Consider the following 20,390-nt stretch of genomic DNA (forward strand, 5'->3'; position numbering starts at 1 on the left):
CTTCAGCCCTCCTGACCGACGAACCCCGCCTCTGCCATCAGACGGTTCGAAGCGCCTTCTACCTCGGGCTCGATCCGGTCCATGAATTCCTCGACCGTAAGCCCTGCCGGGATGCGCGGCAGGAACTCCACGACTGCAAGGCCCGGCTTGCGCAACAGCCCATGGCGCGGCCAGAAGACGCCGACATTGGTGGCAGCAGGCACACAATCCTGCCCAAGCTGGGAATAAAGGACGCCGACGCCCACCTTGTAGGGCCGTGTCGCCCCCGCCGCGACACGCGTGCCCTGCGGATAGATGATCAGCTGCCCCGGCCAGGCCCGCCCCGCCTTCACATCCGCCACCATGCGCTTGACCGCCTGTCCGCGCTTGCCACGATCAACAGGAATGCAGCCAAGTTTTTTTGCGTACCAGCCTACGATAGGCGCCCAGAGAAGCTCCTTCTTCATGATGAATTTCGGCCTCGGTACGACCGAGACGATCAGGATGATGTCGAAGAAACTCTGGTGCTTCGCACCGATCAGCACCTCGTCTTCTGGGACCTCGCCGCGAATTTCGGATTTCAGCCCGACCAGCAGCGCAGCCGAGGCGCGGACCCAGCGGCAATAGGCATGAACCGCATCAAAGGCCGCCTCGCGCCGGAAGATCACGAAAGGCGTCCAGAAAAGCGCATAGACCACCATCGCCAGATACATCTGCACGATGAAGATCAGCGACAGGACGTATTGCAGGAGCAGTCTCATTGAACCTCCCTGAGGCTGCGGAACGCCGCCGCGCGGGTCGCGACAAAGGCCACGATAGCGGTCAGGGCGGGAATTGCCAGCGGCGTGAGCCAACCCGCCCCGCTGAACCCGAGCCCGGTCAGGAACCCACCCGCCTGAGACGCGGCGGGCAGAAGTGCTACGGCGGCCATCCCGGCCAGCGTCCCGGCCAGCGCCCCGACGACGGCGCGCAGCGTGAACCGGCGGACGAAAGCGCGAACGATGAAGGTATCGCGCGCGCCGACAAGGCGCAGCACCCGGATCACCTGCCCGTTCGCGGCCAGCGCTGAACGGGCCGCCAGCGTCACCATTGCGGCCATCGTCCCGCCGATCAGGACGATGGAGAGGAACCCCAGCAGCCGCAGCCGCCCCGCCGCCGCGACCAGCGGCCTCCGCCAGCCCTGATGATCGTCGATCACCGCTTCGGGCACTTCCGCCGACAGCCGGAGCCGTAGCCCCTCGGCATCAAAACCCTGCCCCTCCTCGGCGATCTCCACCAGTTGCGGGATCGGCAGGCTGTCAACCGGCAGGTCGGGCCCGAACCACGGCGCGATCAGCGCCTGCATCTCGGACGGCTCCAGGGCCCGGGCCGACGCGATGCCGGGCGTTTCGGCCAGAATTGCCAGAACGCGCGCGGTCTTGGCTTCCATCTCACCCGTCGGGGCGGAGATGCGCACCGTCGCGCCCTGCGACAGGGCCTCGGACCAGCGCTCGGCCAGCCGTCCGGCGGCCAACGACAACGCCAGCGCGAAGACGGCAAGGAAGGCCATCGCAGCGGCCGAGGCAATCGTCAGGATCGCGGGCGCGCCCGAGGGCGGAACCACCCGGTCACTGCTGCCCTCGCCACCGGCGAGCAACTTCAGGCGGATCATCATGGCGCTCACAGCTCTGCCCCCGCATGAATGATCTGGCGGTCCTTGATCCGCAGCACCCGGGCAGAGACCATCGGCTTGGCGGCCCGGATCAGGTTCAGATCATGGGTCGCGATCACGATGGTCTTGCCCATCCGGTTCAACTCGCTGAGGAGCGTCAGAAGCCTCAGCGACATCTCCCAGTCGAGATTGCCGGTGGGCTCATCGGCCAGCAGGAGGTCGGGCGACAGGACGACCGCACGAGCCAAAGCCGCGCGCTGGCGTTCGCCGCCCGACAGCGACGGCGGCAGGGCCCGTGCCCGCGATCCAAGGCCGACCCAGGACAGAAGCTCGCGCAGTTCTCCAGCATCGGCCTCGCGCCCGGCCACGGTCAGGGGCAGCGCCACGTTCTCGGCCACCGGAAGATGGTCGAGGAACTGGCAATCCTGATGCACAACCCCGATCCGCCCCCTCAGCCGGGCAATATCGTCGCGCGACATCGCCGCGCGGTCCTGCCCGATCAGCGAGACCTTGCCGTCAACCGGCATCAACTCGCCGTAGCAAAGTTTCAGAAAGGTCGACTTGCCCGCGCCCGAGGGACCGGTCAGGAAATGGAACGACCCCGGCGTCAGCCGCAAGGAAATCCCGCGCAACAGCGGCGTACCGCCATACCCATAGCTGACATCGTCGAACGCAATCATCGTAGAACACACATGTTCTGCCGAGTCGCCGCTGCATCACCTTGCAGGGAAATCCCGCGCTGCAGCATCAAGACTTGGAGCCTGCGCCTTTGCTTGCTACAAATGGCCAACAATAATGACGAAGCGGTCACATGGGCCGCGATTGTGGCTGGCGAAATCGGTGGGAACGACATGCGTTTGATATGCCCGAGCTGTGGTGCACAATATGAGGTGGACGACAGCGTCATCCCCGAGACGGGCCGGGATGTCCAGTGCTCGAATTGCGGACATGCGTGGTTTCAGCAAGCTTCGCTGAAACTGACGACGCCGGCGCCTGTAAAGATCGCGGAACCGGCGCCGCAGAAACCCGCTGCGCAAGCGCCGAGCGCACCGCCGCCCGTCGAAGAAAAAGTCGCAGTACCCGAACCGACGACCGAGCCGGACGATACCCCCGACGAGACCGAACAAGACGATGCCCCCAGCGCGTCAGAAGACGACGCGCCCGATGACGACAAGGCGACACCGGACACAGCCGAAGAAATGCCTGTCCCCGCCGCCCCCGAAGGCGAATTGCGCCGCCGCACACTCGACGACGCCGTGCGTGGCGTTCTCAAGGAAGAGGCCGAGCGCGAGACAAGGGCTCGCAAATCCGAAAGCGCGGCGCTGGAAACCCAGCCCGATCTCGGCCTTGCCGTCGCCGCTGCAACGGCGGCAGCCGCCACCGAACCGGTGCGCGACCGTGTCGTGCGGGTCCGCGGCGATGAGGACGATCTTGACGACGATGCGCTGACATCGCGCGCCTCCCGGCGCGAATTGCTTCCCGATATCGAGGAAATCAACTCGACCCTGCGTGCCACTTCGGAACGCGGCGACGAAGCCGCCGCCCGCGACGCACCCGAGGCGATGGCCGTCAGGCAGCGCTCGGGCTTCCGCCGCGGCTTCTCGCTGGCCGTTCTGATTGCCGCCCTTGCGCTTGGACTTTACGTTCTGGCCCCGACGCTGGCGCAATCGGTTCCGGCGCTCGAACCGGCACTTTCAGCCTATGTCGAGGCGGTGAACGCGGCGCGGGTCTGGCTGGACGGCCAGATGCAAACGCTGACAGCCGCGATCAAGGGCGACGCTTCCTGATCCGGTGCCCCGACCGGATCAGAATCGGTCCATCAGACGTTTGAGATAATCAAGCTCATCCGACGGACGAGACTGCTCGCCCGACCGGCGGCGGATCTCGTCCAGCAGATCGCGGGCACGACCATAGACGTCGCCATCCTCGCCGATATATCCGCGCCCGGTGATCTCAGGATTGACACCATAGGTTGGGCGACCCAGCGGGTCGCGCGTCCCATCCGGCCCTGTCGCGCCAAATGTCTCGCCCTGCTGCCCCGGTTGCTGCGACTGGTTCTGGGCCAAAGCCTCGCCAAGACTGCGCAATCCTTCACGCAGGCTCTCGATCGCCTCGGCCTGACGTTCCAGCGCCTCAGCAAGATTGCCGTCACGCAAGGCCTGTTCGGCGCCGTCCATCGACCGGCCCGCGCGGTCCAGCGATCGCTGCGTCGCACCGCCATCTTCTGAGGGCAGGCCGGGCAGGCCCTCTTCCTGCCGCCGCAGCATCTCGCGCAGCGCCTGCTGGCGCTCAGCAAGGCCGTCGCGACCCATACCGTCGCCTCGCGCCATTCCGTTGGGGTCGTCGCCTTCACCGCTCTCACCGTCCTGCTGACCGAACTGGTTCTGGCCCTGCTGACCCTCCTGCCCCTGCTGCTGGCCCTCGCCCTGCTGGCCGAACTGCTCCTGCAACCGCCGGAACGCCTCGTCCGACAGGCCCTGCTGATCCCTCAGCGTCTGGCGCAGACCCTCCATCGCCTTGCCGCCCGGCCCCTGCTGACCCTCGCCGTTCTGGCCTTCGGTCACCCGCAGGTTTTCCATCATCCGCTGGAATTGCTCCAAAAGCTCCTGCGCCTCGGCCATACGGCCTTCTTCCATCAGGCGCTGGATCTCGTCCATCATCTGCTGGATCTGGTCGCCGGTGATCGACTGATTGTTCTCTGCCTGCTGCTGGCCCGGCTCGTCAGTGCCCTGACGCTCCATGTTTTCCGCCAGCTTGCGGATATAGTCGTCGGTCGCCTGCCGAAGCTCGTCCATCAACTGCTGGATCTCGTCGGGCGAGGCACCGCGGCGGATCGCCTCCGACAACCGCTCCTGCGCCTGCCGCATCCGTTCCAGCGCATCGGCGAGCCCGCCATCCTCGATCAGTTCGGCGATGTTCCACAAAGCCTCGGCCAGTTCATCGCGCATCTCGACGCTCAGCCGCCCCTGTCCCAGCGCCCCGTCCAGCCGCCGCATCGCGACCCGGATCATCAGGAACGCCCGTTCGTTCCTCAGCAGCCCCTCGGGCTTGTGGGTCAGCGCATGCAGGACCTGGCTGGTGCGCCTGCCATTGTCGCGGGTCCAAAGCAGGTCGCGCCTGAGTTCGATCAGCGACGCCGCAACCGGGTCAAAGAAGGTGCGCCCCGGCAGAAGCAGCGTTTCCGTTGCGCTCCGCCCAGTCTGGTTGCGGCCATCGGTGACCTCGAAGGTCATCTTCACCGGCAGATTGGCGAAGGGATGCTTCGACGCATCCTCCACCAGCGCCTCGCTGAATTCCTTGCGGTCGCCCGAAATCGGCATCGGCAGGTCAAAAATCAGCACATCGCGTGCCTCGGGCTCGGCGCTCAGACCATAGCGGCGGTCAATCGCATCGAAGTCCAGTTCGATCACGGCACGGCCCGACGTAACCGCATAATCGTCATTGGCAATGAACGGCTGCGTCATACGGCCATCGGCCTCTTTCATGATCCGGCCCGCGATCTCGACCATCGGTGGCTCGTCGGGCAGGATCGTCACATTCCACGCACGTCCGCCCTCGCCCGAAATGGTCAGGCGGCCATTCGCGACCGCCTCGAACTCCACCGCGCGCACGGTATCGAGCGCAGCAGGCTCCGCGCCCGCATCGTCCGGCGCAGGCTCCGGCACCCGGCCCGACACCGTCTCCTCGACAGCCAGATCCGCCGCCGCGCCGTAAAGGCGCAAGGTGATCCTTGTGCCTTCCGGCAGATGGATCGTCTCATCGGTGATGGTGTTGAGGTAAAGGCTCGGAAGACCGGTATAGGGTGGCGGCTCGGCCCACCCTTCCCATGACGGCCCGCCCGCCACATCGACGGCCTTGCCAGGCCGGGCGAGTGCCGGCACCTCGGCCACCCGCCAGAGCGAGCCGAAAAGAAGCGCGATGATAAAGGCCGTAAGCGCCGCGTAGCGCAGCGCGAAACGGTCGCGGCGCGACACGCGCAGGTCGGGGACCGGCGGTCTTGCGCCCACGGCTCGTTCCGCCATCCGCGCGACATGGGCGCGCCAGACCGCGGTCGAACCCTTGTCCTCATGCCCAAGCGCCAGACTGTCCTGCAACGCTGCGATCGGGCGTCCCGGCATCGCAAGATCGAGCCGCTCCAGCGCCTCTGCGCGGGTGGGCCAGTGGAAGTCGCGTATGCCTCTGACGAGCGCCCAGCCAAGCCCGCCCAGCGCCAGAACGCCGCCGATCCACACCGCCTCGACCGGCAACGTGTCATGCAGGCCCAGCGCCAAGGCGGCAATGACAGTGAAGAGGATCGTCCAGACCGGCCAGAAACCCCGCGTGATCCGTTCAGCCGCCATCCCGGCCCGCGTGATGCGCACGGGCCATTTGAGACGCCTCAGCGCCTCATGTGGAAGGGCTCTGACCTTTCTCACGCCGGTTGCCGGCCTCCGTTCCGGGCCAGCACGCGGGATTGCGCGCTAAAGCCATGGGGCCATGCTATCGCGGTTTATCATCTCGTCATAGGTGGGACGGGCACGGATTACGGCGAATTGATCCCCGTGCACCATCACTTCGGGCACGAGGGGGCGCATATTGTACTCCGAGGCCATGACCGCGCCGTAAGCGCCGGCCGACCGGAACGCCACCAGATCGCCCGCTCGCATCGGCGGCAGGGCGCGCTGCTTGGCGAAGGTGTCGCCGGTTTCGCAGACCGGCCCGACGATGTCATAGGGCTGCGGCAGGGTCGCCGGGGCAGGCTCCACCACCGGGACGATGTCGTGATGCGCGCCATACATCGACGGGCGGATCAAGTCATTCATCGCCGCGTCGAGGATCAGGAAATCCCGCTCCTCGCCCGACTTCACATAGATGACCTTGCTCACCAGAAGGCCCGCATTACCGGAAATCAGCCGTCCCGGCTCAATCTCCAGCTCGCAACCCAGATCGCCCACGGTGCGCTTGATCACCGCGCCGTAGTCGAGGGGCAAGGGCGGCGCGGCGTTCGACCGCTCATAGGGAATGCCAAGACCGCCGCCGAGGTCGAGCCGGCGGATGTCATGGCCGTCGGCGCGAAGTTGCCGGGTAAGCTCGGCGACCTTCAGGTACGCCTCCTCGAAGGGCACCAGATCGACAAGCTGCGAGCCGATATGCACGTCGATGCCGACGACATCGATCCCCTTCAGGCGTGCCGCCTCGGCATAAACCTCGCGGGCGCGGCTGATCGGAATGCCGAACTTGTTTTCCTTCTTGCCGGTCGCGATCTTTTCATGGGTCTTGGCATCGACATCCGGATTGACCCGGATCGTGATCGGCGCGGTCAGGCCCATCGACGATGCAACCTCGCTCAGCGCGAAAAGCTCAGGCTCGCTTTCGACATTGAACTGGCGGATGCCGCCTTCCAGCGCGATCCGCATTTCATCCCGCGTCTTGCCGACGCCGGAAAAGACGATCCGCTCGCCCGGAACGCCCGCGGCCTTTGCCTTCAGATATTCGCCGACGGACACCACATCGACGCCCGCGCCAAGCGCGCCGAGCGTCTTTACGACCGACAGGTTGCCGCAGGATTTCATCGCGAAACAGATGAGATGCGGCAGGGGCGACAGAGCTTCCTCAAAGAGCTTGTAATGCCGGGTCAGCGTGGCCGTCGAATAGACATAGAAGGGCGTCCCGACCGAAGCGGCAATCTCGGCGATCGCCACGTCCTCGGCATGAAGCGCGCCGTCGCGGTAAAGGAAGTGATCCATGTCGTCAGAGCCTTACACAGCGTCCCCCATCGGCGCCGATGTAGAACATCGAGAGGACCAAGGAAAGCCATTCCCCGCCGCACCGATGCTTCAGTTTGCCTCTCCGCCGCGGGAACAAAGCCGCCGCGTGGGGAATAGCACTCTCCGCCCGCAATCGAGCCGAAGGCACCGGAAAATGGGCAATAACCGGCGACGCGGATAATCGAAACAGGGCCGAACTGGGCGGCTCGACTTCTAGTGGGTAAGGGTCGCACCGCTCAATGCCATCATCAGCGGGGTATCCGGTGCTTCCAGCCCCTCGATCACGTCGAAATGGTGCCGCCCGGCATCGATCGTCACCGGACAGGCCCAGGCATTGCCGAGCCTGCGGGCCTGATCGAGGAAGGCGGGGCGTTCGGCGCCGCCGACCCAGACATGAACCGGCACACCGGAACGGCGCGTCAGAAGCGCGGGGCTTTCGGCTGCCGCCTCGGCACGGGTTAGCCGGAAGTCGTCATTCATAGCGGTCTCGATTAGCGGGCGCAGGTCGGTCAGGGGGGAGATCGGCACGGAACGGGCGAGGCATGCGGCGACGGCGTCGTGCAGCGCGATATCGCGGCACACCATCCGCGCGGCGAGGTGACCGCCCGCCGAATGCCCCGTCATGACGATGGGACCCGCCACCTCTGCCGCCATGACGTTCAGGCTCGCGGCAATCTCGGCGGTGATGGCGCTGATCCGTGCGTTGGGGGCCAGAGTGTAGGCGGGCATCGCACAGGCCCAGCCGCGCGCGGTGGACCCGGCGGCGAGATGCGAGAAATCGCGCGGGCTGAAGGCGCGCCAGTAGCCGCCATGGATGAAGACCAGAAGCCCCTCGGGCTTCCCCTTGGGCAGGAAGAGGTCGAACCAGTTCCGCTCACCCGTGCCATAGGGCAGGCCAAGCCGGGCCCGTGCGCCCAGCGCCGCACGGAACTGTGCAGCCTTTTCCGCCCAAAGCGGCGGATAGGCCTCGGCCCCCTCGATATATTTGCCATTCGCAAAGGCATCGTCATAGCGCATGGTCGGTCCTCCGCCGCCATGCATCGCGCTCTTTGGCAGTTTTTGCAATGCCGGCGGTTTTCCGCGTGCGAAACCCGACAGGCGATCAAAATTTTCTGCGGGTGATGAATATTTTAAGTTTGCATTCCGCCCCCTCGCGGGCATAACAACGACCGTCCCGGCCCGGCCGGTTCTGAGAAAGGAGATTCCCATGCTCGATTCCGTCACCGACCTCCGCGCCCTTCTGAAGGACCCGACGCTTCTGGCGACCAAGGCCTATGTCGCGGGCGAATGGATTGACGCCGATGACGGCGCGACGTTCGAGGTGATCAACCCCGCCCGTGGCGATGTGATCTGTTCCGTCCCCGATCTTGACCGCGCCGAAACCGCGCGCGCCATCGCCGCCGCCGACAAGGCGCGCCACGAATGGGCCGCCCGCACCGGCAAGGAACGCGCTGCGGTCCTGCGCAAGTGGCATGACCTGATGGTCGAGAATGCCGATGACCTTGCCGCGATCCTGACCGCGGAGATGGGCAAGCCGCTGGCCGAGGCCAAGGGTGAGGTCGTCTATGGCGCCTCGTTCATCGAATGGTTCGCCGAGGAAGCCAAGCGCATCTATGGCGAGACGATCCCCGGCCATCAGCGTGACAAGCGCATCACCGTCATCAAACAGCCGATCGGGGTCGCTGCCTCGATCACGCCGTGGAACTTCCCCAACGCCATGATCACCCGCAAGGCGGGCCCCGCGCTCGCCGTAGGCTGCGGCTTTGTCGCGCGCCCCGCTGCCGAGACGCCCCTGTCGGCGCTCGCCATGGCAGTGCTGGCCGAGCGCGCCGGAGTGCCTGCGGGTGTCTTCTCGGTCATCACCTCGAAGAAATCTTCGGCCATCGGCAAGGAATTCTGCGAGAACCACGCAGTGCGCAAGCTGACCTTCACCGGCTCGACCGAGGTTGGCCGCATCCTGCTGCGTCAGGCGGCCGATCAGGTGATGAAATGCTCGATGGAGCTTGGCGGCAACGCGCCGTTCATCGTCTTTGACGACGCCGATCTCGACAAGGCGGTCGAGGGCGCGATGATCTCCAAGTTCCGCAACAACGGTCAGACCTGCGTCTGCGCCAACCGCATCTATGTGCAGGCGGGCGTCTACGATGCTTTTGCCGAGAAGCTGTCGGCCGCCGTCGCCAAGCTGAACGTGGGCGACGGGCTGAAGGACGGAGTGACCACTGGCCCGCTGATCAACGAGTCGGCTGTCGAGAAGGTCGAGGAACATATCGCCGACGCGCTGGCGGGCGGCGGCAAGGTCGTCACGGGCGGCAAGCGCCACGCCCTTGGTGGCACGTTCTTTGAACCGACCGTCGTCACCGGCATCACGCCCGCGATGAAGGTTTCGACCGAAGAGACCTTCGGCCCCCTCGCCCCCCTCTTCAAATTCGACACAGAAGAGGAAGTGATCCAGCTCGCCAACAACACGATCTTCGGCCTTGCCTCATATTTCTACGCCCGCGACATCGGCCGCATCACGCGGGTGCAGGAAGGGCTGGAATACGGCATGGTCGGCGTCAATACCGGCCTCATCTCGACCGAAGTCGCCCCGTTCGGCGGCGTCAAGCAGTCCGGCCTCGGCCGCGAGGGCAGCCATCACGGTGTCGAGGACTATCTGGAAATGAAGTACATCTGCCTGTCGGTCTGATACCGGTAGTGATATACAGAACGGGCGGGGACCACCCCGCCCGTTTGCATTTCAGTGGCTCAGAACCACCCCGCCTTTCGAAGCGCCGGTTCGAACGACCGGCCGACCGGAATCTCGACGCCGGATTTCGTCTCGATTGTCCGCTTGCGGTTTTCCAGCCGCACGTCTTCGACCGCAGCGCGTGAAACCCACCATGATCTGTGAACCTGCATGCCGTCCGTACCGGCAAGATCCTCCGCCGCGTCGCTCATCCGGTAAAGGACAAGTCCGCTGCCCTCGTCGGTATGAACGCGCAGATAGTGATCTTCCATTTGCAGGAAACGGATGACGCCATTGACGCCTTCGGGCTGTCGGCGGAGCAGGTTGACCGCAGGCAATTCCGGCGCGCCGGATAGCGGTGTTTCGGGGTGATCTGGGAAACGCGGCGCGGCTTCGGACGCCACGCGGTTCAGCAGCGGCCAGCGTTCGATGAACACATACTGGATGAGCGAGAAGACCGTATTGATGACAGTGACGTTCAGATAGGTCACCCATGGCGGCGGCAAGCCCGCGCGCGGGGCGACGATGCTTTCCACCAGCCAACGCACTTCGAAGGTCAAAGGTACGGCTCCGATGAGGGACGAGGCGATGAGCAGGCTCCAGCCGGGGTAACGATCCGCCCCGAATGAGGCACGCACACCGCGCGCGATCAGGATCATCTGCAACCACCCGGCGGTCACCGAAACCGTCCAGAAAAGCGTCAGGTCGGTCAGGTCGGACCCCGCGCGCACTGCATCGCCCGCCTGCCAGACCATGAGGGCCGCAGTCGCCGCAATCGCAATCACATAGCGCAGCGCGACGCTTCCAAGCGGTCCCGCAGCACCGGATCGCGGGGATATCCCGTCACGGTTCACGCTTCGCGAAGCGTACCATCGCCCGGTTTCGCGAAACAACCTTCTCATCTGACGAACTCGTGCTCGAAATCCGGGCGGGTCCGCAGCAGTCATGTCGTCGCCACGACGCACATGAAAGGACAACAGATGAATCAATCACTTATTCCGGGTCTGATACTGGCACTTGCGACCGCACTGCCGCTGGCGGCCGGTGAAATCAACCTGACCATCACCGGATTTGCGGACAGTTCCGGCATGGCCCGCATCGTCCTGATGGAGGGTGAAGCAGGCTATCGCGGCGAGATACCGGTGGCGCGCATCGTCTCGGTGCCGATCCACGATGGTCGCGCGGTCTGGACTGCGGACGACATTCCGTCCGGCCGCTACGCGATCATCGCGCACCATGACGGGGACGAAGATGACGAGCTCAACCGTCCGTTCCTTGGCCTGCCGCAGGAACCTTACGGCTATTCAAATGGCGCCTGGACGAGTCTTGGCCTGCCGCAATGGGAGGAGGTCGCGTTTGATGTCGGCCAGGCTCCCGCCCGGCAGGACATCCACCTGCGCATGAACGTCTTCGCGGCTGTTTCGCAGATGATGCTGATCGGACTCCCGGCTCTGATGGCGATCTTCGGCGGGCTGGCACTTTACCGAAAGTTCCGTGGCCTTCGCCTGCCAATCTGATCCATCAATGAAAGGACTTACCATGACACTCGCTTCCATCACGCGCGCCGGGGCCGCCGGGCTGATCCTGTCCGGGGCCGCACTCGGCTATTCCTACGTCGCGCATCCACATCACATGAGCGCAGAGACGATCGCGTCGTCGGGCTGGATTATCATTCACGCGCTTTTCGCGCTTTCGCTGGTGCTCGGGCTTCTGGGCACGACGGCCCTTTATGCCCCGACCGCCCTCATGGCTGGAGAGCTCGGCCTGACAGGGTTTGTGATGCTCTTCGTCGGGATGATGATGATCTTCGGGCTGGATTATTACGAGGTACTGATCGCGCCTTTCCTTGCCGTCAACTATCCGGAAGTCATTCAGGATCACGGCGCAGGTGACGCAATGGGGCCGGTGGCGATTTTCTTCCCGCTGGCCGGGCTTCTGACTGTTGCCGGTTACGCCATGCTCGGCATTGTTTGGCTGAGGATTGGCGTCGTCCCACGCTTTGTCGGGCTCGCGCTGGCGTTGACCGCAATGGCCTTCGGTATCGGACTAAGCCCAGTTGGTGGTCTGGCACTGGCGCGTCTGACGGCGGCGGGTTTCGGTCTGGCGCTGATGGCGGTCGGTATTCACGCGATACGGCGTGGTTGGTCAGTGACGGCGGATGCGCAAGATGTGCTGCAGGGTTAAACGTTGTGGCAGGGTGCTGCGGCAAGTCGGCCACTGAAAGGCCGCGTGACATTGTGGACCGTCGGACCCCTCGCCCGGCGGTCATTCTTTGTGTACGGATGCCCCATGACCCAACCATCCCGCCGCGCCCGTTTCCTGCGCCTTGCCGCCCTTGCGGGCTTTGTCGTCCTGACACTTAGCGCCACCGCCTGGGCCGCTGCGGCCTTGTCGGTTCACTTCTCGGGTGCCCTTCTGATTGCCTTTGAGGCCGCGCTGATCGCCGCCGCTTTGGCCACTCTTGCCCTGCGCTTCCGGTCACGGCGGGCGGGTTGGGCGGGCCTCGCGCTCATCGCGGTGACTATCGGGGGCTGGTACATGACCATCCAACCTTCGAACGACCGCGACTGGGCCGCCGATGTCGCACGTGGTGTCACCGCAGAGATATCGGGCGACCAGGTCACATTGCACAATATCCGTGCCTTCGATTGGCAGGATCGCGACAGGGCCGAAGAACACTGGGGCAGGCGGCACTATGATCTGACGAAGCTCGACAGCATCGACATGTTCACCTCGGTCTGGGACAATCCCGACATCGCCCATCTTCTGGTCAGCTTCGGCTTCGGCGATGGCCAGCATGTCGTCTTCTCGGTCGAGATCCGGCGCGAGGCGGATGAGGAGTTCGAAATTCTCGGCGGCTTCTTCCGAAAATTCGAACTGGTGCTGATCGCGGCCGAGGAAAACGATATCGTCAGGTTGCGGACAAATCACCGTAAGGAAGACGTGCGCCTCTATCCGGTCCGGCTGGATCAGGCCCGGATGCGCGAGATGTTCCTGACCTATGCAAGTTTCGGCAACGCGCTGGCCGAACGCCCTGAATTCTACAACACGATCACCGACAATTGCACGACGACGGTCTATCAACTCGCGAAACTGGTCGCGCCCGAAATGCCGATCGATATCCGGCTGGTGAAGTCAGGGCTTCTGCCCGAATACCTCGACGAGATTGGCGGGCTGCGCGATGAGATCGCGATGAGCGAGCGTCGCAGCCGCGGCGCGATTACCGCGTGGGCACAAGAGGTGCCTGCAGGCGCCAATTTCTCGGACTGGATTCGCTCAGGGCAGTGAATATCCAAAACGCGTCAGGCGCAGGCGATATCTTCGGGCGTCATTCCCGCAATTCGTCGCGCGCCACGCCCCAAAGCGCGGTCTTCTCGACCCAGCCCTTCGTGCCGCCTGCCGCGATCCGGCACCAGTCAGGCCCGCATTCGCCAAGGCGCCCGATCACGCCGGTCACGGCCTCGGCGACCACCGGCCCCTCGGGATCGGGGCGGCTGCGCAGAGCGGCCCGGTCGGTTGCGACGCTGACGGTGCGTGAACCGGAAAGCAGGCTGTAATAGATCCAGCCACCCTGCCCCTCCTGATCCTCGACCCGGCGCCAGTGACCGAACTCAGCCGTCACGAGAAGCGGCATGTCGCGGTGGCGGAACACCCAGTCGATGCGGTGGCTGAGGCTCGGGCCGCGCCGCACATTGCCCTCGGCGGCCTTCAGCGACACGAAACGCGGCAGCGGCAGGTTGGTGACGGGGCCTCGGGCGCCGTCACCGTTCGGAGCCGCGAAGGCGGGCGCTACCAGCCCGGCGCAAAGTGCGATCTGGGCAAGAAACGCCCGAAACTTGTGTGACTTGGTCATGCCTGCCTGCATCGTCTGCCCGTTTTTCGCCCAAGCCTGAAGGGCGCTGTCATTCGGGGCTTGTGGCCCGCCCCGTTGCGCCCATACTTTGCCAAGAGAAACGCCGGTTTGGAAGAGAGGAGAGCATCCGATGGGATCACAGCGTCTGAGTGTTGTCGTCACGCGACGCTTGCCCGAGGTCGTCGAGACCCGGATGAAGGAATTGTTCGATGTCGAACTGCGCGATCCCGACACACGGATGAGCCGCGATGAGCTTGCCGCCGCGATGCGCCGCGCCGATGTGATCGTTCCCTGCGTGACCGATCACATCGACGCGAACCTTCTGGCGCAGGCGGGCGACAAGCTGAAGCTGATCGCAAACTATGGCGCGGGCATTGACCATATCGACGTTCAGTCCGCCCGACAGCGGGGGGTTCTGGTATCGAACACGCCGGGCGTTGTGACCGAAGATACCGCCGACATGACAATGGCGCTGATCCTTGCCGTCACCCGCCGCATTCCCGAGGGGCTGGCCGTGATGCAGTCAGGCAACTGGCAAGGCTGGGCGCCGACAGCCTTCATGGGCGGGCGCGTCGGCGGACGGCGTCTGGGTATTCTCGGCATGGGTCGGATCGGGACGGCGGTGGCGCGGCGCGCCCATGCTTTCGGCATGCAGGTCCACTACCACAACCGCAAACGCCTGCGCCCGGAACAGGAAGCCGAGGTTGAGGCCACCTATTGGGAAAGTCTCGATCAGATGGTCAGCCGGATGGATGTGCTGTCGATCAACTGCCCGCATACGCCCGCAACCTTCCACTTGATGAACGCCCGCCGCCTGCGTCTGATGAAAGACGGTGCGGTGATCGTGAACACGTCGCGCGGCGAGGTGATCGACGAAAACGCCCTGACGCGGATGCTGCGCGCGGGCGAGATTGCGGGCGCAGGTCTCGACGTCTTCGAGCACGGGCATGAGATCAATCCCCGGCTCAGGGCGCTGCCGAATGTCGTCCTTCTGCCGCATATGGGCTCGGCCACGGTCGAAGGTCGGACCGAGATGGGCGAGAAGGTGATCATCAACATCAAGACCTTCGCCGACGGCCATCGTCCGCCCGATCTGGTGGTGCCGTCGATGCTCTGACACGCCTTTTCGCCGGCCGATGAGCCTGACACACATTTTCTTCAGGCTGAGGTCACATTTCGGTCGTGTTCGGCTGCGAAACCGTTGATCGAATTGATTTAACGGAGCAGCCATGTCCAAGGTTTTTCTTGGCGCATTCGTCGCCTTGGCCGTGATCGCCGTCGGGGCCGTGGACTATGTCAATCAAGCGCGCCGGGCGGAAAGCACACCGGGCGCGTTCGGGGCGACAGACTATCTGAAGACGATTTCGGACCGCTTTGGCGACCATCAGGCCGCTCTTGCGGCCGAGACGGAGCGCAACCGCCTGCGCGGCATGGATCCGCGCGACCACCTGCCGGAGGCCCCCGAGGGCTGGACCCGGACCGACTGGGATGCCGGGGCCGAGGCGCTGTTCGGCGGGCGGTACGACCTGCAGAAGGACGATTTCGCGCCCGACGAATTGAAAAATGATCCTGTGCTCAAGGCGCTCAGCTCTGCCGGCAAGGCGATGGTCGATGCACAGGATGCAAGCGAGGTCTATGTCTACCAGAAACCCGGCGCGGTCATTGCGATGCGATTGACCCGTCTTGCGCCGGAACCCGGTGGTTTCAGCGGGATGGCGATGCAGATGGCTGCCAACAATATCGAGGCGATGTCCGGCAAGAATGGTTATGCGATTGTAAAGGGCGTCACCTACCGCGAGGAACTCGGTCTTTTCGGCGCACAAGCCATGGAGCGTGACCACAAGGTCATCACCGGGCAGATCGGAAAGGAACTGCGCGTTTCGGTGCGGTCGCTGGCAGAAGACGGGGATGTCCTGACGTTGCTCAACCTGATCGACTATGACCGGCTGAATGCGATGCTGACCGAACCGCTGCCGGGCATCGGATCGGACGCCCCCGTAATCGCGGAAGAAGATCAGAAGGCAGAGGCACAGCGCCGGGTCGCAGAGGCTTCGCGGCAACAAAGGATCAGGGCGCGCGCGGCCGATATCGACTTGCAGATGGCGGCGCTGGAGATCAACCGTCGGCATGGGCGGCTCGACGATGAGCAGTATGAGACCGCGAAGGCGCGCCTTGAAGCGGCGAGTCAGGCGTTGCTTGACGAAGCTGCCGCTCCTCAGGTCGTGGTCGAGGAAAAGAAAGCCGAAGTCGAGCCAGAGGCGCCGCAAGAGATCCAGCAGGCGGCGGCGAAAGCTCCCGCAGCAGAAGCTCCGGCAACTGGTGGCGGTGGCATCATGTCGATGCTGAGCGGCCTGTTCGGTGGCGGCGCGTCGAAGGCCGAAGCCGCGCCCCAGGCCGAGGTGAAGGTTAACCGGGGTACATTCGGAAACTGCAGCGAACTTGGCTCTGCCAAGCGCTGCACGATCGGCGATTAGGGCGTTCCGGGTTTACTTGGTATCGGAATTCGAACCCTTTTCGTTCGAATTCCGATACTTGTTGTCTCAGACAAAACCCGAAACGCTTTAAAGCGTCAGGATCGTCGATCCGGTGGTCATGCGCGCCTCAAGCGCACGGTGCGCTTCGGCGACCTGATCAAGCGGGAAGCGTTGGCCGATCTCGATCCGCACCGAACCGGACGCGACCTTGGAAAATAGCCTCCCGGCCATCTCCTGACAGGTCGCATGGTCGGCGATATGGGTGAAGAGCGTCGGCCGGGTGATCTTCAGCGATCCGCGTGAGGCGAGCGCCAGGAGATCCACCGGCGGCACGGGCCCCGAGGCGTTGCCGAAGGAGATCATCATGCCAAGCGGGCGGAGCGAATTGAGCGAGCCTTCGAACGTGTCCTTGCCGACCGAATCCATCACCACATCCACGCCGCGCCCGTCCGTGATCTCACGCACCCGTTTGGCGAAGTCCTCGGTCCGGTAGTTGATCGCGTGTACGGCGCCGTGGTCGAGCGCCATCTGGCATTTCGCGTCCGATCCGGCGGTCGCAATCAGGTTGATGCCCTCCGATCGCGCCCATTGGCAGGCGATCAGCCCCACGCCGCCCGCGCCCGCGTGGAAAAGTACCCAGTCCCCCTTCGCTATGGGCGTCGTGCGGTTGAAAAGGTAATCGACCGTCAGCCCCTTCAGCATCATTGCTGCGCCTTCCTCGAAGGAAATGCTGTCGGGCAGGGGACAGACCTGCGCGGCGGGCATGACGCGCGCCTCGCAATAGGCGCCGGGCGGCTGGCTGGAATAGGCGGCGCGGTCGCCGGGCTTGAGATGGATCACGCCCTCGCCAACCGCCTCAACAATACCGGAAGCCTCCATGCCGAGCGCGGCGGGCAAGGCAAGCTTGTAAAGCCCCTCGCGCTGATAGACGTCGATGAAGTTCAGCCCGCAGGCCTTATGCGCGATCCTGATCTCACCCGGCCCCGGTTCACCGACCGGACGGTCCACGATCTTCATCACTTCCGGCCCGCCATGAGCTTCGATCACAACCGTCCGCGCCATCCCGGCCCCCTCTTGTTGACACCGCACGACCCTAGGCAGGCGAATGCCCGGGGTCGAGGGGTTTTGCGCCGGATTTCCGGTCAAGTCCATCAGCGACAGGCCGGTATGTCGTTTTTCCTCTGCTTTAGGTCGGGCTGACATTTCCCCGTTTTTCCGGCTCTGGCAGATAGGGGCCAGAAATTTCACCCGAGGAGTCGGCCCGATGAAAACCCATGTCAAAGCCCTTGTCGTCGGCGGCGGTGCCGTCGGAGCGGGGATCGCCTATCACCTGGCCAAGGCAGGCTGGGATACGATGCTGCTGGAGCGGGACGAGCTGACCTCGGGTTCGACCTGGCATGCGGCCGGTCTTCTGCCCCTCTTCAACATGTCCTATGCCACCACGCATATCCACAAGTACTCGGTCGACTTCTACAAGTCGCTTGAGGCCGAGACCGGCCTCAATGCCGGTTTTGCCGTGGTCGGCAACCTGCGCATGGCGCAAACACAGGACCGCATGGACGAATACATGCTCTATTCGTCCGTGGCGGAAACCTGTGACGTCTATCACGAGTTCCTGACGCCGAAGGAAATGAAGGAGCGCTGGCCGCTCCTGCGCACCGATGACCTGAAGGGTGCGCTCTTTCACCCGCAGGACGGCTATATCAACCCCGCCGACGTGACCCAGGCGATGGCCAAGGGTGCACGCCAGCATGGCGTCACGATCGAACGCAAATGGCAGGTCGACGGCTACAAGTGGACCGGCTCGGAGTGGATCGTCTCGATCACCAAGATGGTCGAACAGGGCGGCAACCTGGTCGCCTCGGAAGAAACCGCTGAGATCCGTGCCGAACATGTTGTCACCGCGACCGGCAACCACGCCCAGCGCACCGCCAGACTTCTGGGCATCAAGATCCCGGCGATCCCGGTCGAACACCAGTTCATCGTCACCGAGCCCGATCCGATGCTGGTCGAATACCGCAAGAACAACCCCGAGCACCCGGTTCTGCGCGATGCCGATGCCAAATGGTATGTGCGCGAAGAGCGTGGCGGCTGGATCCTCGGGCCCTACGAAAAGGGCGCTCCCGCGCGCTTTGAATACGGCGTTCCCGACAGCTTCCGCGCCGACCTCTTCCCGCTCGATCTGGAGCGGATCGAGGAAGAATACATGTCGATGATCCACCGTCTGCCGTCGTCCGAGACCGTGGGCCTCAAGGACGATTTCAACGGCCCGATCTGCTACACGCCGGACGGCAACCCGCTGGTCGGCCCCGCACCCGGCCTGCGCAACATGTGGCTGGCCGAAGGCTTCTCGTTCGGGATCACCGCTGCGGGCGGCACGGGCTATTACCTCGCCCAGATGATGGTGGAGGGCGAGGCCGAGATCGACATGGCCTCGCTCGATCCCAAGCGCTACGGGTCTTGGATGACGACCGAATATGCAGCGCGCAAGAACGAGGAATGCTACGACCACGTCTTCATCCTGCACCACCCGGACGAAGAGCGTGAGGCCTGCCGCCCGCTGCGCACCGCGCCGGTCTATGACCGCCAGAAGGCACTTGGCGCGCAGTTCGGTCAGGTGAACGGCTGGGAACGCCCGAACTATTACGGGCCGAAGGATGCGCCTGAATCGTTCGACCACGATTCCCGCAGCTTCCGCCGTGGCGGCTGGTGGCAATATGCCGTGGACGAAGCCAAGGCGATCCGCGAAACGGCCGGTCTGATCGACGCGACGGCGTTTACCAAGCACATCGTGCGGGGCCCGGGTGCGACCGCCTTCCTCGACTGGTTCACCTGCAACGCGCTGCCGAAAATCGGCCGTATCAACCTGACCTATGCGCTGACCCCCACCGGCACGACGCGAACCGAATACACGATCGTGCGGAACGGCGAGAACGACTATTACCTCGTCTCCGCCGGGGCCTGGACCGCCTATGACGCCGACTACCTGAAGAAGTCGATCGAGGACTTCATCGCAAATGGCGGCGCGCATGTGGACATGCATGACGTGACGACCCAGTGGGGCGTCTTCGCCATCGCCGGTCCGAAGTCGCGCGACATCCTGAAAGAGATCATCAAAGATGCCGAGCCGGAAACCGCGCTGTCGAACAAGCGCTTTCCCTGGCTCTCGGCCCGCAAGATCGAGCTTGGCATGTGCCCGGTCAACGCGATCCGCGTGGCCTATACCGGGGAACTCGGCTGGGAACTGCACCACCCGATCGAGATGCAACGCTACCTCTGGGATCTGCTCTTGGCGGCCGGTGAGAAGCACGGCATGAAGCTCGTCGGCGCCCGCGCCCAGAACTGGCTGCGTCAGGAGAAGAGCTACCGCGCCTTCGGCACCGAGCTTGGCCGCGACGCGACGCCCGCCGAGGCTGGCCTCGACCGCTTCATCGACCTCTCGAAGGACTTCCAGGGCAAGCAGGCGATGATCGACACCGGCGTGCGCTTCAAATGCGTCACCGTGCTGATCGACGGACCGTCGGACACCGATCCTTGGGGCAAGGAGGCGCTTCTTGTCGACGGCAAGAAAGTCGGCCGTCTGACCTCGGGCGGCTACTCGGTCGCGTTCAACAAGCAGATCGGCATGGGCTATGTCAGCCCCGAGCTGGCGGAAGTCGGCACCAAGCTGAAGGTGCGGATGCTGCGTCAGGAATGGGATGCGGTCGTCGTCGAGGACAGCCCGTTCGACCCGTCGAACGAACGCATCCGCGTCAACGGCTGACCCGAGCGGTGCTAAGCGTCGTCCATTGGCTCTCGAAACCGAGCATGCCTATGGGCGATCCCCGGCGCATTTAAGGCAAGAGAGACAAGGGGGCGGGAGCCCCGATTTCTGAACCAGACTGTCCAAACGCCCCCGCAATACTTTGCGGGGGCGTGTTTTTTTGCGAAGATGGCCAGTACGGTCAGGCGGAGTTCGGTC

Annotated in this window: 17 protein-coding genes; 8 read left to right on the forward strand and 9 right to left on the reverse strand. The window is 64.3% G+C overall.

Going from position 1 to position 20,390, the window contains the following annotated elements:
* Window positions 1-2 precede the first annotated feature (2 nt).
* From OEZ71_RS05620 to OEZ71_RS05630, 3 genes are read right to left on the reverse strand one after another with little or no spacing between them, the layout of a single operon-like run.
* Window positions 3-740 (reverse strand): lysophospholipid acyltransferase family protein, encoded by a 738-nt coding sequence (locus tag OEZ71_RS05620; protein WP_263738928.1) that lies wholly within the window; start codon window positions 738-740, stop codon window positions 3-5.
* A complete protein-coding gene (locus OEZ71_RS05625; RefSeq protein WP_263739011.1) occupies window positions 737-1,633 on the reverse strand; it encodes a cell division protein FtsX in 897 nt (298 codons plus the stop codon). Before OEZ71_RS05625 ends, OEZ71_RS05620 begins: the two co-directional genes overlap by 4 nt.
* A 5-nt stretch (window positions 1,634-1,638) precedes the next feature.
* Entirely contained in the window at window positions 1,639-2,310 is a 672-nt protein-coding gene (locus tag OEZ71_RS05630) for a cell division ATP-binding protein FtsE (RefSeq protein ID WP_263738929.1), read from the reverse strand.
* 171 nt (window positions 2,311-2,481) lie between these two features.
* Here OEZ71_RS05630 and OEZ71_RS05635 point away from each other — a divergent pair, with 171 nt between their 5' ends.
* Complete coding sequence (locus tag OEZ71_RS05635) at window positions 2,482-3,417, forward strand: zinc-ribbon domain-containing protein (protein WP_263739012.1); 936 nt, start codon at window positions 2,482-2,484, stop codon at window positions 3,415-3,417.
* Window positions 3,418-3,435: 18 nt separating this feature from the next.
* Here OEZ71_RS05635 and OEZ71_RS05640 read toward each other — a convergent pair whose 3' ends face one another.
* The 3 genes from OEZ71_RS05640 to OEZ71_RS05650 all read right to left on the reverse strand — a co-directional run bounded on the left by OEZ71_RS05640 (window position 3,436) and on the right by OEZ71_RS05650 (window position 8,394).
* Window positions 3,436-6,045 (reverse strand): TIGR02302 family protein, encoded by a 2,610-nt coding sequence (locus OEZ71_RS05640; RefSeq protein ID WP_318527803.1) that lies wholly within the window; start codon window positions 6,043-6,045, stop codon window positions 3,436-3,438.
* A 45-nt stretch (window positions 6,046-6,090) separates the two neighbouring features.
* Window positions 6,091-7,356, reverse strand: coding sequence for a diaminopimelate decarboxylase (gene lysA, locus OEZ71_RS05645; RefSeq protein ID WP_263738930.1), 1,266 nt, complete (start codon window positions 7,354-7,356; stop codon window positions 6,091-6,093).
* A 234-nt stretch (window positions 7,357-7,590) separates the two neighbouring features.
* Entirely contained in the window at window positions 7,591-8,394 is an 804-nt protein-coding gene (locus OEZ71_RS05650; RefSeq protein WP_263738931.1) for an alpha/beta hydrolase, read from the reverse strand.
* Window positions 8,395-8,584: 190 nt separating this feature from the next.
* On the opposite strand from OEZ71_RS05650, the gene OEZ71_RS05655 reads away from it, so the two are divergent.
* Window positions 8,585-10,063 carry an NAD-dependent succinate-semialdehyde dehydrogenase gene (locus OEZ71_RS05655; protein WP_263738932.1) on the forward strand — a complete coding sequence of 493 codons (1,479 nt, stop codon included), beginning with the start codon at window positions 8,585-8,587 and terminating at the stop codon, window positions 10,061-10,063.
* Between the two features lie 59 nt (window positions 10,064-10,122).
* On the opposite strand, the gene OEZ71_RS05660 is transcribed toward OEZ71_RS05655, so the two are convergent.
* A complete protein-coding gene (locus OEZ71_RS05660; protein WP_263738933.1) occupies window positions 10,123-10,956 on the reverse strand; it encodes a LytTR family DNA-binding domain-containing protein in 834 nt (277 codons plus the stop codon).
* Window positions 10,957-11,082: 126 nt separating this feature from the next.
* On the opposite strand from OEZ71_RS05660, the gene OEZ71_RS05665 reads away from it, so the two are divergent.
* From OEZ71_RS05665 to OEZ71_RS05675, 3 genes are all read left to right on the forward strand, one after another.
* Entirely contained in the window at window positions 11,083-11,619 is a 537-nt protein-coding gene (locus tag OEZ71_RS05665; protein ID WP_263738934.1) for a DUF2141 domain-containing protein, read from the forward strand.
* Between the two features lie 22 nt (window positions 11,620-11,641).
* Window positions 11,642-12,286, forward strand: coding sequence for a hypothetical protein (locus tag OEZ71_RS05670; protein WP_263738935.1), 645 nt, complete (start codon window positions 11,642-11,644; stop codon window positions 12,284-12,286).
* Between the two features lie 105 nt (window positions 12,287-12,391).
* A complete protein-coding gene (locus OEZ71_RS05675; RefSeq protein ID WP_263738936.1) occupies window positions 12,392-13,390 on the forward strand; it encodes an Lnb N-terminal periplasmic domain-containing protein in 999 nt (332 codons plus the stop codon).
* Window positions 13,391-13,430: 40 nt separating this feature from the next.
* On the opposite strand, the gene OEZ71_RS05680 is transcribed toward OEZ71_RS05675, so the two are convergent.
* The gene (locus tag OEZ71_RS05680; protein WP_263738937.1) at window positions 13,431-13,955 is read right to left on the reverse strand and encodes an SH3 domain-containing protein; all 525 of its coding nucleotides are present in this window, start codon (window positions 13,953-13,955) and stop codon (window positions 13,431-13,433) included.
* Window positions 13,956-14,085: 130 nt separating this feature from the next.
* On the opposite strand from OEZ71_RS05680, the gene OEZ71_RS05685 reads away from it, so the two are divergent.
* Window positions 14,086-15,072 carry a 2-hydroxyacid dehydrogenase gene (locus OEZ71_RS05685; protein ID WP_263738938.1) on the forward strand — a complete coding sequence of 329 codons (987 nt, stop codon included), beginning with the start codon at window positions 14,086-14,088 and terminating at the stop codon, window positions 15,070-15,072.
* A gap of 112 nt (window positions 15,073-15,184) precedes the next feature.
* The gene (locus tag OEZ71_RS05690) at window positions 15,185-16,429 is read left to right on the forward strand and encodes a hypothetical protein (protein WP_263738939.1); all 1,245 of its coding nucleotides are present in this window, start codon (window positions 15,185-15,187) and stop codon (window positions 16,427-16,429) included.
* Window positions 16,430-16,516: 87 nt separating this feature from the next.
* Here OEZ71_RS05690 and OEZ71_RS05695 read toward each other — a convergent pair whose 3' ends face one another.
* Window positions 16,517-17,491 (reverse strand): quinone oxidoreductase family protein, encoded by a 975-nt coding sequence (locus OEZ71_RS05695; protein WP_263738940.1) that lies wholly within the window; start codon window positions 17,489-17,491, stop codon window positions 16,517-16,519.
* 202 nt (window positions 17,492-17,693) lie between these two features.
* Here OEZ71_RS05695 and OEZ71_RS05700 point away from each other — a divergent pair, with 202 nt between their 5' ends.
* A complete protein-coding gene (locus OEZ71_RS05700; protein ID WP_263738941.1) occupies window positions 17,694-20,192 on the forward strand; it encodes a GcvT family protein in 2,499 nt (832 codons plus the stop codon).
* Window positions 20,193-20,390 lie beyond the last annotated feature (198 nt).

Source organism: Albidovulum litorale, assembly GCF_025751495.1.
Lineage (GTDB): Bacteria > Pseudomonadota > Alphaproteobacteria > Rhodobacterales > Rhodobacteraceae > Albidovulum > Albidovulum litorale.